This is a genomic window from Lactobacillus selangorensis (genome assembly GCF_001437205.1).
Classification (GTDB): domain Bacteria; phylum Bacillota; class Bacilli; order Lactobacillales; family Lactobacillaceae; genus Paralactobacillus; species Paralactobacillus selangorensis.
In genome coordinates, this window is record NZ_JQAZ01000003.1 from 16,883 (window position 1) to 32,222 (window position 15,340).

At 42.7% G+C, this 15,340-nt stretch carries 12 protein-coding genes; 9 read left to right on the plus strand and 3 right to left on the minus strand.

The window, feature by feature from the left end; translation table 11 throughout:
• Positions 1-6 precede the first annotated feature (6 nt).
• From IV40_RS04945 to IV40_RS04985, 9 genes are all read left to right on the plus strand, one after another.
• A complete protein-coding gene (locus IV40_RS04945; protein ID WP_057769278.1) occupies positions 7-2,001 on the plus strand; it encodes a site-specific DNA-methyltransferase in 1,995 nt (664 codons plus the stop codon).
• Between the two features lie 3 nt (positions 2,002-2,004).
• The gene (locus tag IV40_RS04950; RefSeq protein WP_057769279.1) at positions 2,005-4,980 is read left to right on the plus strand and encodes a type III restriction-modification system endonuclease; all 2,976 of its coding nucleotides are present in this window, start codon (positions 2,005-2,007) and stop codon (positions 4,978-4,980) included.
• Between the two features lies 1 nt (position 4,981).
• The gene (locus IV40_RS04955; protein ID WP_057769280.1) at positions 4,982-6,274 is read left to right on the plus strand and encodes a hypothetical protein; all 1,293 of its coding nucleotides are present in this window, start codon (positions 4,982-4,984) and stop codon (positions 6,272-6,274) included.
• Positions 6,255-8,147, plus strand: coding sequence for an SNF2-related protein (locus IV40_RS04960; RefSeq protein ID WP_057769281.1), 1,893 nt, complete (start codon positions 6,255-6,257; stop codon positions 8,145-8,147). The genes IV40_RS04955 and IV40_RS04960 overlap by 20 nt, the downstream gene beginning before the upstream one ends.
• Positions 8,148-8,318: 171 nt before the next feature.
• Positions 8,319-8,699: a hypothetical protein gene (locus IV40_RS04965; protein ID WP_057769282.1), complete on the plus strand. Its 381-nt coding sequence runs from the start codon at positions 8,319-8,321 to the stop codon at positions 8,697-8,699.
• Between the two features lie 344 nt (positions 8,700-9,043).
• Positions 9,044-10,492 (plus strand): hypothetical protein, encoded by a 1,449-nt coding sequence (locus tag IV40_RS04970; RefSeq protein WP_057769283.1) that lies wholly within the window; start codon positions 9,044-9,046, stop codon positions 10,490-10,492.
• Between the two features lie 66 nt (positions 10,493-10,558).
• On the plus strand, positions 10,559-10,915 hold the full coding sequence (locus IV40_RS04975) for a DUF1304 domain-containing protein (RefSeq protein WP_057769284.1): 357 nt from the start codon (positions 10,559-10,561) through the stop codon (positions 10,913-10,915).
• A 199-nt stretch (positions 10,916-11,114) separates the two neighbouring features.
• Entirely contained in the window at positions 11,115-12,101 is a 987-nt protein-coding gene (locus IV40_RS04980) for a LacI family DNA-binding transcriptional regulator (protein WP_057769285.1), read from the plus strand.
• Positions 12,098-12,460, plus strand: a complete 363-nt coding sequence (locus tag IV40_RS04985) for a DUF1516 family protein (protein WP_057769286.1) — start codon at positions 12,098-12,100, stop codon at positions 12,458-12,460. The genes IV40_RS04980 and IV40_RS04985 overlap by 4 nt, the downstream gene beginning before the upstream one ends.
• Before the next feature lie 49 nt (positions 12,461-12,509).
• Here the strand turns inward: IV40_RS04985 and IV40_RS04990 are convergent, their stop codons facing one another.
• Genes IV40_RS04990 through IV40_RS05000 form a run of 3 tightly spaced genes read right to left on the minus strand, consistent with a single transcriptional unit; the run spans position 12,510 to position 15,255 of the window.
• Complete coding sequence (locus IV40_RS04990; RefSeq protein WP_057769287.1) at positions 12,510-13,442, minus strand: SPFH domain-containing protein; 933 nt, start codon at positions 13,440-13,442, stop codon at positions 12,510-12,512.
• Positions 13,443-13,455: 13 nt separating this feature from the next.
• Complete coding sequence (locus tag IV40_RS04995) at positions 13,456-13,659, minus strand: hypothetical protein (protein WP_057769288.1); 204 nt, start codon at positions 13,657-13,659, stop codon at positions 13,456-13,458.
• A gap of 60 nt (positions 13,660-13,719) precedes the next feature.
• Positions 13,720-15,255 (minus strand): gluconokinase, encoded by a 1,536-nt coding sequence (locus tag IV40_RS05000; protein WP_057769289.1) that lies wholly within the window; start codon positions 15,253-15,255, stop codon positions 13,720-13,722.
• Between the last annotated feature and the right edge of the window lie 85 nt (positions 15,256-15,340).

The window sequence follows — 15,340 nt, forward strand, 5'->3', positions numbered from 1 at the left end:
AATTTCATGCAAACAGATAATGAAAAATACAATAAAACTGTACAGCCGAACACGGCTTTCTTAAATGAACTTAAAGACAAGCTGCCTGAATTCTTTACCAGGGAAGGATTTTTTGATTTAGATAAGTTTAGGAACCAACTAAAAGATAAGAATATTAATGAGTTGAGTGAAGGTTATCAGCTAAATTTCATTGGTAAAGATTATGCGCGGCGTCAAGCAGGTGAGATGCCGACAACAGTGATCGTCCCTGATGAGAAACAAAATAAGGGTGAAGGGAAAGAGAGTAATAACTTGTTCTTTACTGGTGATAATTTAGAAGTCTTACGTCATCTTCAGAACAATTACCAGAATAAGATAAATGTGATTTACATTGATCCGCCATATAACACCGGTAGTGATGGATTCGTATATCCGGATTCTTTTGAATACAGCGATGAGAAATTAAAAGATATGTTTGGTATGGATGATGATCAGGTGGAACGTTTGAAGAGTATTCAAGGTAAGTCTAGTCACTCTGCATGGTTGACATTTATGTATCCGAGATTAGTTCTTGCCAAAAATCTTCTTACAGATGATGGAATAATATTTATTTCAATCGATGATAACGAAGTTACAAATCTGCATGAATTAATGGATAGTATCTTCGGCGAAATTAACTTTATGAGTCAAGTTAGTGTTGTAAACAATCCTCGTGGTAGATCACAAGATAAATATATTGCAACATCTTCAGAGTACTTAATGATTTTTTCCAAGAAACCGTTACCTGCTGGCGTAATATCCGTAAAGAAAAATGTGAACGATATTGTGAAGGACTATCCTGAAGAAGATGAAATTGGAAAGTATCGGTTAATAGAGTTAAGAAACACTCATCGAGACTTTGGCAAATTTAATCGTCCTAATTTATATTATCCTGTTTATGTTTCTGAAGATGGAGAAGTGGCTTTAACTCCAAATGAAAAGTTTAAATATAAAGTTTTGCCTAACTGGAACGATGGATTTGAGGGATGCTGGACCTGGAGTGAAAGTAAATCCAAGGAGAATAAACATTTATTAATCGGTCGTAAGCATAATGATAGTTGGAAAATATATAGAAAGAGCTATGCCAAAAATTCCTATAAACAGCTGAAAAGCATTTGGAATGAAAAAAGTTTTTATACGGATAAAGGGCAATTAAGAGTTGGAAAATTATTTGAAACTAAAAATAAGATTTTTTCTGCTCCTAAGTCTGACCAATACATAAAGCAGATTGTTAAAATGTCAGGAAAGAAAAATGGAGTATTTTTGGATTTCTTTGCCGGATCATCAACAACAGCTGATGCTGTTATGCAACTTAATGTTGAAGATGGAGGACATCGCAAATTCATTATGGCCCAGTTGCCGGAAAAAACCTATCAAATCAATAAAGATGACAAAGAGGTGCCGACTAAGGGAGGCCAAGCGGCATATGATGCTGGTTTTAAATCCATTGACCAAATTTCTCGAGAACGTATTCGTCGCGCTGCTAAGAAAATTCGTGAAGATAATGAATTGACCTTACCTGAAGACTTTGATGGTAGCTTCAAGCATTATCGAGTTGTCAAACCGATTAAACAGACGTTGGAAAACATTGAAGACTTTGATCCAAACAATACCAATTTATTTACTAATATGGTTGACGGTTTCTCTAGCCAGAGTTTAGAAGTAGCTGGAGATACGGCTGGTGAAGACACCATTCTTACTACCTGGCTGGCTAAGGATGGGTATTCTTTCGATACCAACGTTGAAGAAATTAAGTTTGGCAATTACACAGCTCATCAAGTTGAAAATAATCGTCTCTACCTGATTAATGAAGGCTGGGGAGCTGACCAGACCAGAGAGCTGTTAAATCAACTGGGTACTCACCAGTTAGAAGTACAGAGTGTGGTTATCTTTGGCTATTCCTTTAACGTCGCCGAACTTCGCGAACTAGAAAATGGTCTGAAGCAGTTAGATAGTAAAGTCACTTTGATCAAGAGGTACTAAGCCATGAAGATTAAACTAGAAACTTTACAGCATCAAACTGACGCTCTGGCTGCCATTGATAAATCTTTTCCTGGAATGGATACGATGAGTAATGATCCCAATGCAAACTACATCTATGCCAATCCGCTGATTAAGTACCGCTACAACGATAAAGCTAATATTGACATAAAGATGGAAACAGGTACAGGGAAGACCTATGTTTATACCCGGATGATGTATGAATTACATCAAAAGTATGGGCTCTTTAAGTTTGTCATTGCAGTTCCAAGCCCAAGTATTAAAGAAGGTACTCGTAGTTTCATTACCAGTGATTATGCTAAACAGCATTTTAGTGAATTCTATGAAAATACTCGGGTGCAATTAAACGTCATTAACGCAGGCGATTTTAGTGCACGTTCAGGGCGACGTAACTTCCCGGCACAGCTATCTGAATTTGTGGAGGCAACTAGACAGAATACTAATCAAATTGAGGTGCTGCTGGTTAATCAAGGGATGCTTCATTCTAAGTCCATGCACCGTGATGATTATGATCAGACTTTGCTTGGTGGCGAAACTTCACCAATCAAGGCCATTGCGGCAACTAGACCTGTAGTCATTATTGACGAGCCGCAGCGATTCCCACGGGGCAAAAAGTTTTACGAAGATATTAAAGCAATGAAGCCCCAATTAATTGTTCGTTTTGGGGCTACTTTCCCGGAAACAACAAGTGGGCGTGGCAAAAACAAGGTTACTAAGATTGATTATTACGGTGGTGAACCTCAGTTCAACTTGGATGCTGTCGATAGCTTTAATCAAGGTTTAGTTAAGGGAATCGATATCGATTACCCAGATATGCCAGAAGAGCAAGCAAGCAACTTGTACAAGGTTAAACAGGTTAAAGCTAAAGAATTGATCCTTTCCCAAGGGAAAAAAGAATATTCCCTTGGTGTTGGTGAAAACCTTGCAGATGTCGATCCAGGCTTTCAAGGGGATATTACTTATGCCGGTGGCACGGATCATGAGTTATCTAATGGATTGGCGTTGGCTAAAGACATGAAATTAATCCCGGGCACTTTCGCGCAAAGTTACCAGAAAGAGATTATTTCGCAAGCCTTGGACTGCCACTTTAAAGCCGAAGAGGAAAATTTTCTACGTCCTAACTCTGGGGATAATGCGCCTAAAATTAAAACCTTGTCCTTGTTTTTCATTGATAGTATTTCAAGCTTTCGAGGAGAAAATAGCAGTAAAGGCTGGCTTGCCAAAGAATTTGAACGACTTTTAACTGAAAAATTAAATAGACTGATTGGTCGGTATGAGATGGCAATAGATGATCGAGAAAAAGATTATTGTTCATTCTTACAAGCTACTTTAAGGAGCTTGCAGTCAGAACATCAGGACGTATATGCTGGCTACTTTAGTGAAGATCGCGGCAGTTCAGATGCTGATATTCAAGCTGAAGTTGAGGATATTCTTAGTAATAAGGAAAAACTGCTCAGCTTTAAGGATAAAGATGGTAACTGGCTAACTCGTCGCTTCCTCTTTTCAAAGTGGACGCTGCGTGAAGGTTGGGATAATCCAAATGTTTTCACAATTGCCAAGTTACGTACTTCCGGTTCCGAAATTAGTAAGATTCAGGAAGTTGGTCGTGGTTTACGGCTTCCAGTTGATGAAACTGGTCACCGTTTGAATCAGGATGAGTGGCAGAGTCGTCTATCTTTCTTAATTGGTTATGATGAACGAGATTTTGCTCAAAAGTTAGTAGGTGAAATTAATGATGATTCACCGATAAAACTGAACCAAGAAGAATTAACTGATGACATGATCAAGCTGATTGTTAAAGCTAAACAAAAAACTGACCCTAAATTTGAGGAGGATCAGTTGCTTGATGATTTGGATGATCATAATGTGATTACCCGTTCTAACAAATTTAAAGAAAACGTTGAATTAGATGGTCAAATGATGACCGGCTATGATGCGTTGTGTCATCTTTATCCAGAATTAGTCCAAGAAACTAAAATTGCTAAGGATAAGGTTCGAGATAAAAATTCAAAAGACAGCACAACTGTTAAGTTACGCAAGCAAAATTGGCAGCAATTGAAAAACTTGTGGCTGCAATTGGCTAAGCGGCAAATGATCAAGTTTGATCCATCGGTTAATCAGGATGCAGAAACTGTGGCTCGTAATGTCTTCAATGATGGTGATAATAAGATCTTTGTTTTGCAACGGCCACAGGTGGTTCACCAAGAAGTGGTAACTGATGAGAATGTGGCTTCCGTTCGGGAAACGCAGTCGGATTATAGTACTGAATATTTGACCATGAAATATGGTAAATTTCTTAAGATTCTGGCCCAACAAACAGATTTATCAGTAAACTTGCTGAACAGCCTGATGATTGAGGCAATTAAGAGATTAAGAAACAATACTAATTACATTAATGAAAAAACATTAGGTAATTTAATTCGAACCTTTAACAATCAGTTTAACGAACGAATCAAGACTTCATATAGCTATGAGCCTTTGAAGTTTTCGGCTTCCACCTCGATTTACAATGCCAAGAAGCAGGAATTTGTAGATTCAGTTCCTGCTAGCGTACTTGGAGTATACCAATCAAATTCAACTTCTGATGAAAAGTACTTGTATGATCGACCACCGCTGCGTTATGACAGTGCTGATCCAGAATTAAAAATTTTACAACGGTCGTATGGGCCGAAGATTAGTGTCTTTGGAAAATTGCCAAAAAAGGCTATTAAGATTCCGCGCTTTGATAACGGAACGACTACACCTGACTTTATCTTTAAAATTGAACATGGTAATAAGCCAATTTATTTGGTGATTGAAACTAAAGCTGAAAACATGCGTTTGGGTGATGAAGAAATTCGAATTATTCAGCAAAAGTACTTTGATCATTTGCAGGAATCAGGGGTTTATTATCGAATGGCTACTAGTGAACAAGAGGTGCATGACTTGATTAATAAGTTGGAAAACGGGGAGTTGAATTAGGATGCTGTCGCTAATTGAATTAGCTAAAGAAGGAAATTTAGAGAAGACAGGAGCTAAGCCTAAGCTACCAATTAAGGTGGATGGTGTTAGTTCCGAGACGTTGGATGTCTATAAAATTCCGTTGGAATACCTTTATTACAATGATAAGAATGGTCGGATCGCAACAGGCATTTCTCAGTATCATGATGAGCTGCACCCAGCAAATGACCATGAAGACCCACAATATAACAATTTTGTTGCTAAGTTAATTGAGCAGGATAATTCTTCAGCACTGAAGCGAACAGAAAAATCAATTCAGGAGTCTGGCCAGCAGGTATATGGTTATGTTCTTGATGATGGAAGAATTATCGATGGTAATCGGCGCTTCACTGCCTTACGAAATATTCACCAGTCAACTGGTAGGACAGTTTATTTTGAAGCCGTGGTATTACCATTCTCATATGACAATTCAACTGAACGAGCTAAGATCAAAAAACTGGAATTGGCTATTCAGATGGGTGTTGAAGAACGTCAAAATTATGATCCGGTTGACTTAGCTGTTGACATTTATCAAACTACTGGCGGCGATGATCCAATCATGACTCAGGCGGACTATGCTGCGGATTCTCATATGCGCCCAACTGAGGTTAAGAAATATTATGATGGTGCTGTTTACATGAAGAAGTTTCTGAAATTTATTGGAGCTCCGGACAATAACTTCAACATCATCAAGGAGAGTAAGGTCTGGTCGCTGTTTTATGAAATGGGAAAGTCACTTTCAAAGAACTTTGGTGATGATTCAGAATCGCAGGTTCGTAAGAATGAAACCATGAACTCATACTTCGGTGTGATTCTTTATCAGATTCATGTTGGTGTTAGCGGGAATACCGCTAGAACTCATATTCGTGAATATGGTAAAAATGTTGTCAATAGTGTCGATAACGAAGATTTTAATGATGATGTCGCGGACATTGTTGATGATCTGTCTGAATCACTACAGGATGATGAAATTCATACCACCTCTGATTTGATGCAAAGTTTAACTGATGAAAATGATACGGTTGAAGCCTTAGGAGATACTTTTGATACTTATATGCGGAACGCACGGAACAGTGAGTCCGTCGATAAATTCATTCGTAATATTAAGCAAAATGTGAAATATTATCATGACTTGAACGAAGATGGTGGCCTCATTGGGAGCCTACGTTATAACGAAGTGAGTGAAGACCAGTTAAAAGAGTTGCAAAAATACATGCGTGACTTGAATCAACTAAGTAAGGAGTTGTTCAGTAAGTATGGAGACGAAATCAGATAGTCCAATCATCATTAAGAATAATGACGGTTTCTTTCAACTATTAGATGATAGTAACCATACACTGGAGTCCAAGACAGCTCAGCGTGGCTTAGCTATTTTTAGACCGTACTTTGAAGATCCGGGACAACGGACCTTTAAGGAAGATTTAACTTACGTTCAACTGCTTGAATTAGTTAAGAAGCTTAATAGGCGTCTGCAACGTAAAGGGTTACCTGAAGTTCAAACTAGCAACAAGTTTAATCAGTTTGTTCAACAGCGTCAGTATTATATTAAGGAACAAAGTCAGGCTGGTTTAACTATCAAAGATGGTGATCCTCGCTGGCAACATGAGTTTGATAACTTCAAAGCGGTCGTTAGTCAAGAAATTACGCGGCCACTTAAGCCAGAGCAAGAAAAAGCTAGTTTCTTCATGACTATCATGAAACGAGCGGCTAATTTTTCAGTGCCTGGCGCTGGTAAAACGGCGATGATGTATGGTACTTTTGCTTATCTTTCTAGTCCGAGAATAGATGAAGTTAATAAACTGTTAGTAGTTTCACCATTAAATGCTTTTGCTGCTTGGCGGACAGAATTTGAAGCTGTGTTTGGTCCGAAGCGTCAGCTGCATTATCTCAATATGCGGGACAAAAAATATAACAATAATGTTGGCGCTATTAAGCATGATTGGGTTGAAGCTGATGTAATTACCATCAACTATGAATCTTTACAAAGTAAGCTGAACATCATTAATGACTTACTAGATTCAAAAACTATGTTAGTTTTCGATGAAGTCCACCGGGTAAAGGGCGTCGGAGGTCAACGCGCCAAGGCGGCCCTCAATTTAAGCCAGGCACCACATTACCGTTATGTTTTAACGGGGACACCAATTCCAAATGGTTTTAGAGATATTTATAATTTCTTACATTTGATGTACCCCGATGAATATTCATCATTCTTTGCTTGGGATTTAACGACTTTGAACAATATTGACCCAGAAGATGTGAATAAGAAGTTATCGCCATTTTTCTGGCGAACAAATAAGGAAGATCTGCATGTGCCTAAGCCAGATCCAGATATCATTAAGGTGGTAGATCCATCTCCGGATCAGCAGATGTTGTCGCAAGCGATTTACGAAACCGAAAATGGGACGTTGGCTACCTTTATTAGGATACTCCAGGCATCGACTAATCCAGCTCTGTTAGCCAGCAATATCAATTACAAGGAATTAGGGTTAATTGATGGAGATTCTGGTATTTGGGACAAGCAATCAGCGGAGATTGAAAAAAAGAATGTTAGCAGCGGTGAGGCTTACAAGAAGTATGATTTAGCAAGGATTAAATCGCCTAAGTTTGAGATGGGGATTGACTTAATTGATAAGTTAGTTAGTCAGGGCAAAAAAGTCCTTGTTTGGGGGATGTTTGTTGGCACCATGCAGAAGATCACTGATACTCTCAACGGTATGGGAATTAAAACTACCTTGATTTATGGGGCCACCCCAAAGCAAGACCGCGAAGGAATGATTAACAATTTCCGTACTGGTGATGCTCAGGTATTGGTTTCTAACCCTAATACGTTAGGTGAATCTATTTCGCTACATCAGACGGTGCACGATGCTGTTTACTTTGAATACAACTTTAACCTGACTTTTATGTTGCAGTCGCGAGATCGAATTAATCGTCTGGGACTGCCAGCACATCAGTACACTAGGTATTATTATTTGATGACTAAGGGTGATGTTGCTCATATGGGGTTCATTGATAATACTGTCTACAAAAAGCTGAAGGATAAAGAAAAGGTTATGATCGATGCCATTGATGGTCAATTGCTTGTACCTGAATATACTGATGATTATCTACAAGAAGTTAAGGATATTGTCATGGGGAGGTACAAGTAGTATGGCTTGGCCAGCTATTGTTAGTGCTATAGCAAGCGTTATTGCTCTTGTTATATCTGGATTTGCTTATTTCAAACGCACCAAAATAGGGAACAAACTGAAGAATTATTTGAAGAGGCAAGGAAGCCCTATGTCATTGCCTACATACAGAGTCAGCAAATAAAGAAATCTTTGTTTTGGAATTTAGTAATAAAGAATTTTGGTGGAACTGGGACATATATTACTAGTGTTGAAGCGAACCCGTCTTTATCTGGTGAATATATACCATTGAAGAATAATCCATTTTCAGCAATGGACCATCAATTGATTGCTCCAGGTCAATCATATAAGGCTACTATTGCAGTTAGTGAAAATAACACGAGAAATAGAAATCTACCAGATAAAATTAAGAGTTTAATAGTAGAGGGACATAGCGTTGATAAAATTAATCTATCTACTACAGCATTTAAGCTAAAAATTGATTTAAAGGATTTTGATGGCACAACACACTCTGAAACATTTGACCTGGATATTGGATCAGCATTAAGTCTGGTAACGTTTTTTAATGATTAGCTTTTTCCACAAACATCTTAAATCACTTTTTTATAACTTATGTGTTCCCGCAAACTGGTAATAACTTGAGACTTACTATTCGTCTCAAAAGTAAGGGAAGATTTGGAATTATGAAAGCGAGTTAACAAACACAATATTTTTGATTAAGCAAAGATAATTTTGTAGAGTAGCGGTTAATCAAGAATGTGTAATTGATAACATCAGCTCGTGGCATATTGAATCAGTGACGGCCTTGGAACTGCAATAATGATAAAACACCTTCGCATAAATCCTTGCGAAGGCGTTTTTGATATTGTAAATTCACTGCAAATGTTCAATAATGCACGTATCAGGAGAAGTGGGGGATGATTGCGATGGCAAATCGGGACAAGTTGGAACAATTTGCAGAAAAATGGCTGGCTAAATTTCAGGCGGAACAGCCGGATTATATCGAATTGGTTGACCATTATTTGGCAGATGATTGCCAAGCGCTGGGATTTGAAATGGACAGCGGCAAGGCGTTTTGCAAGCAGTATGGGAATGGAAATGCGTATGCCGATCCGGACGAACTCGATCTGATCATTGCGACGATTACCGACGTAAATTTGCTGGGTGTGGCATTATATTCGCGCTGGCGTTACTTTAATCATTGGGCCTATTCGGCGAAGGAGATTATCCGGCCTGAAAATCGGCAGTGGTTCGTTTTGATTCTGACACGGATGCTGCAATTGGCACAGGGTGAGACCGTCCGTTTTTCGGGCCGTGCGACGGGCATGCGGCTGATTTCGCAGCAAGGGACTTTTTTGGAACCGCAGGCGACAGATGAAATTCGGCAAACACTGACGTTTTTTGGCTGGGGCCCGGTTTTTCTGGATACCAAAACTTATAATGGCGAGCTGAATCGGGATCTGCAATTGCAATTTTCAAAAGCGGTCACCGATAGACTGCTGGCGAGCATCGCCGAATATTTCCGTTCGGATCATCAAACACTGGCAGTGACGGATGCGGGCACTTGGCAGCTGCAGCTGACCAATTCGGAGGGTAAAGAGTTTTGTTATACAGGACCGTTATGCGACGACTTAAGTGTTGATGGAACTGGTTTGTCAGATTTGCTGCGGACAACGCTGAAGCTGCCGTTTTTATGGGCATTTGACGGTCAAACGACTGGACAGCGAATCATGCGGATTGAGATGCACTATCACAGCGATCCGGAAGAAGAGACCTTTCAAATTGATCGTCAGACGGGTCGACTGGCGCTGACACAGCACTTTGATGATCAGACGCAGCGTTCGCAGACCATCCAAGCTGCCAGTGCTGTTGTTCGTTTGCTGGATCAGCTTGATCCGGCGGTACTTTTTACGCAGTTAGACCAGCAGCCCCAAGTCATTGCTCCCAATGAAGAACGACATTACGCTTTAACGATTACGTTCGACGATTGTTCGCAACGAATCGTCAGTGGTAACTTTGACAAAGCAGGTTTGCCGACGGATTGGCCGGCATTTGCGGCGGCGATTCAGAAACTAGTAGCCGATTTGGGACAGCCGGCTTTATTTGATTCAGCTGTTTATACGCAGGCAACACGGCAGCCGGGCCAGTTTATTTATTGTTCGGTCGCTTTGAATCATGGCCCTAAAACATATTTTTACCGGACCGAAGACAATTCGATTGTTGTCAACGATCGGGTGATCGTGCCGGTCGGACCAGAGGACACACTGTTGAAAGGCCGTGTCACCAAGGTTGCCTACTATGATCCAATGCAAGTTCCGCTGCCGATCGCTAAGACAAAAAGGATCCTGCGCAAGGTCGATGATTAAAAAATGGTGTTTCACGGCTGTTTTCATTTTCAATCTGGTACAGTAGAAGCAGAGGGAGTGAGTGCAATGAGTGTGATCACCAAAATTTTAGCAACGCTGGTCGGGTTGGAATTTCTGTACATTATGTATTTGGAGTCGGTTATGACGACTTCGGCCACGACGTCGAAGTTGTTCGGCATGAGCCAGGAAGAGTTGAAACGGCCGTCTGTCAACGCTTTGTTCAAAAATCAGGGCATCTACAATGGGTTAATCGGCTGCTTGGTGTTTATTGCCGTCATGGTCTTTGCCAGCAAAGCCGCCGTTATGGTCCTAATGGGTTACATCATTTTGGTGGCCATTTATGGGAGCGTCACCGTCGATACATCGATTTGGTGGAAGCAGGGCGGACTGGCAATTTTAACGCTGCTCAGCGGATTATTTTAAAATTTAACGAAAAAATAAAAGTCGTCGTAAGACGGCTTTTTGTGTGGGCAGGGAGCTTAAATGCTAAAAAGCAGCATTCGTCTAAGCCTCGACCAGCAAAACCGACTTTTGTCACGCTCTATTGACAAATTTTCCTTTTTAATTCATGCTAGGTGTGAGAGTAAGTAAGCGCTTTATTGAAGAGGGAGAGTTGGTTATTATGGCAACGATACGTGACGTTGCGAAGTATACGGGGCATTCGATTTCGACGGTGTCGCGGGTGCTGAATCATCCGGATAAAGTGGCACTGGCGACACGGCAGGAAATTGAAGCGGCGATGCGTAAGCTGGATTATCATCGCAATGAAATGGCACGTGAATTGAGCCAGGGGCGTTCGCATCGAATCGGCGTGGTTCTGCCGATTGCGGATACGGCCTATTTTCAGAAATTGATCAATGCCATGCTGCTGGCAGCGTTCGATCAGCAATATCAAGTGGTCTTGCTGCCGACCCATTACAAAGAGTCGCTTGAGTATCAATACTTGGGGCTGCTTGAGCACCATGGCGTTGAGGGGTTGATTTTTGCTTCGCGTGCGTTACCATTGGATAAAATCGCTGCCTATGCAAGTTACGGACCAATCGTGTGCTGTGAAGATACAACGGGCTATCCTATTTCGAGTGTCACCGTCGATCGAGAAACATCTTTAGTGCAAGTCATGCAGGCCATTCAGAAAATGGGCGGGCAACGGTTAGGGCTGACTTTGGATCGGCCTGAATCCGAAAGCCCCAGCAGCCGGCTGACGTTTGAGGCCTATCGGACGGTGTTTCATCAGGAACCGCGTCCGGAACAAATCGTCAGCAATGTCTTGTACATGGATGACGGGGTACAGGCGGCCGGCCAATTTTTTAGTCACAAGGTCAAGCCGACCATTATCCTGTCGAACGGTGACGAGATTGCTGGCGGAATCATCGGTTATCTCAAGCATAATCATGAAACTTGTGCTGTGATTGGGCAGGAAAATATGCCGATCAGCTGGTCAATGGATTTTTCGACGATTGACAACCGGCTTGATCAAATCGGTAAAACAGCCGTCCAGATGGTAATCGATCGGGAAGTCAGGCACAAAAAATTCAGCGCACGGTTCATCCCACGTGGCGATTTGGCAAAAGTAATAACAGGAAATACAGAAAGGCGGTCTTTTGAATGAATCTTTACGCATTGCATGCAGGTAGCTGGGTCGGAATGGGCACCGCTACGGCGATTGGCCTCTTAAGCAAATCGACCAAAGTAACTGGTTTAGCCCATGCGGCTGATCGTGGTTTCTTCTTGCCGTTAATTTATAGTGGCGTCGAACTTTTCCAAACGGTCGAGACACCGAAAAAGAATCTCTGGGTCAAAGTCGGCCTCGGTGTAGCCACCATCGGCACAATCGAGATTGCCTTTGGTCAGAAACGCCGTCATTCCAAGCATACGTCCGTCACAATTCACCATGCCTTTATGATGATGCTGATGACGCTGGCTTGCGGATGCACTTTGTTCACGCTTGGTAAAAAGAAAAAAGCATAATTGCACACACAAAAGGGCCGACGAGAAATCGCCGGTCCTTTTAATTTGCTTATTTATTTGCTTTTTTCGATTTGTTATTCGAATCATTCAAGAGTTTGCCGATGGCGGGAATCTGGCCTAAACTGTCAATCGCCGAGTTCGGCATGACAACGGTGTTATTTTCGCCTTTAGCCACGTCGCCCATGGTTTCGAGATTCTTATATTGCAGGTAGAGATCGCCGTTATGCGTCAGCGCTTCATTGACATCGTCGATTTGGTCCCGAACGGATTCGGCAATCAGACGCTGACTTTCAGCTTTCCCTTGTGCTTCCAAGATTTGGCGCTGCTTGTCCCCCTCAGCCGCTAAGATTTGGGACTGCTTTTCACCTTCGGCTTGGGCAATTGCAGCTTGTTTCTTCCCTTCGGCTTCGGTAATGTTGGCCTCCTTTTCACGAGAAGCCCGCAGCAGTTTATTCATCGAAGCTTGGATATCATGATCGACCTGAACGGAATCAATGTTGACCCGATCGACGTTGAGTCCGTAGCCGGCTGTAATCTGGCCCAGCTGTTCGAACAGCGTTTTGTTAATCGTTTCGGTGCCGTTCAAGACATCGTTGAGGTCCATGTTCCCAATGATTCCCCGCAAGTTGGCCCGAGTATCTTGGACCATGCTCAAAACGGAATCCTTGTTTTTGTAAACATAGGCGTTCACATCGGTAATATGATATTTCAGCGTTTCTGAAATCTTAACGACCACGTTATCTTTGGTAATGACTTCCTGTTCGCTGACTTTCAACGGAATCTGCTTCATATTGACGATTTCGGTAATTCGGTAAATATAGGGGAGCACCATATGAAACCCTGGCTGCAGAGTCCGCACATATTTTCCTAAGCGTTCCACGATGCCCACTTCCCCAGTGTGGATAATCGCAAACGATGAAAAAATGGTGAAAAAGAGAATCGCTAACACCAGTACGATAATAATCCAACCAAACCAAAACATTTATCTTTCTCCTTTAGTAATCTAATTTCTGACCCGCCGCACGCACCACTAAATATTCCGGCGTGACTTGACGGACAGCGACTTTTAAACCGGGCTGTGCTTGTCCTTGCACACGGTAGTGATAGTAAATGCCGTAAAAACGGATTACACCGGTTGTCTGTCCGTTCGGCAAAGCAAAGGTGGCGCCCAGCAGCCGCTGATCGAGTTCTTCCGACATTTGTTTCACTCCTTTCGACCTTGAGCCTAATTCTATCCGCTTTTGTTGGAAAAGCAATCTTTATTTGTAGTGTTCCTGCTGAAAACGAGCCAGTCCTTCATAATGAGGAGCCAAAGCATGGTTGATTTCCAGCCACAGGCCATTCAGCTCTTGATAGGTGGCTTTATTTTTGACCTGCGGTGTCAGGCGGCGGGTCACACCAATCAATTGATCCAGCTGGCTGAAGTCCTTTAAAATTCCTAAACTGTAGAAGCCAAGCAGTGCCGCCCCAAATGCCGAACTTTCAGGTGAGTCGGGAAATGTGATCGTTTCGGCAAAGATATCGGCCAGCATCTGCCGCCACAACGGCGATTTGGCGAACCCGCCGCTTGCTTTGATAATATTTGGCTGGCCGACCAGCTGTTCGATTTCATGCGTGATTTCATTGAGATTGAACAAAACGCCTTCTAAAACGGCTCTGGCCATGTCGGCTCTGGTGTTTAAGGCAGTTAAACCGAAGAAGGTGCCGCGAGCAGCGGCGTTCCATAACGGCGCTCGTTCGCCATGCAAGTAGGGGAGAAATAGCAACCCATGGGCACCAGCTGGCACTTGACCAGCAAAATCGGTCACGATTTGGTATGGATTCTGATGGTCGCCGGCAGCCGTCTTTTTTTCGGCTGAAAAGAGATGGTCGACCGTCCAGCTGAGGGCGTTGCCGCCGTTATTAGAGGGACCGCCGATGACCCATAAACCATCGAGCAGGTAGTAACAGAACAGCCGGCCTTTCGGGTCAGTCAGCGGCCGGTTGCTCATACTGCGGACAGCGCCGGATGTGCCGATCGTGACGGCAAAATCGCCCTTGCCGATTGCATTGACGCCCAAGTTCGACAACGGACCATCGCTGGCGCCGATTACAAACGGAATTTGGGCATCCAAGCCCAATTGTGCGGCAACCGTTTGGGACAGACCATGCAATTGATAGGTCGTATCGACTAATTTCGGCAGCCGAGCGGCCGTCACATGCGCAATATCGAGTGCTTTGGCGTCCCAATCCTGTGTGTGGATGTTCCACAGTCCAGTTGCATTGGCGACCGATTTATCGGTCACATAGACGCCGAACAAACGGTAAAGGATATACCCTTTAATGCCGATAAACTTAGCCGCTTTCTGAAAAACGTCCGGATGTTCCCGCCGAATCCAGATCAGCTTGGAGAGGGGCGTCATCGGATGGATCGGCGTTCCTGTCGACTGGTACAACTGATCGCTGTAGGGATCATCTTTGAGCTGGCGGGCATAAGCAGCCGCCCGATAATCGGCCCATGTAATCGCCCGAGTCAGTGGTTTTCCATTTGCATCCATCGCAATCAGGCTGTGCATCGCCGCTGAAAAGGAGAGGCCGACGATATCTTTGGCAGCAAAGCGGCCGGACTGGACGACTTGTTGAATTCCCTTTAGGACTGTCTGGTAGAGTTCTTCTGGATCTTCTTCGGCCATGGCGGCGGTATCCTGATAGAGCCGGTTGGGCAGGCTGCTCAAAGCTGCAATACGGCCTTGTTCATCGAGCGCCAGCACTTTGGTATTCGTGGTCCCAATATCGATTCCAAGCATAATTGCCATTTTTAACGCTTCTTTCGAGATAGTTTAAACTTATCGTACCGAAATCTAAGCTGAATTACAAAAAAAGCCGCCAGGTTTGGTAGAA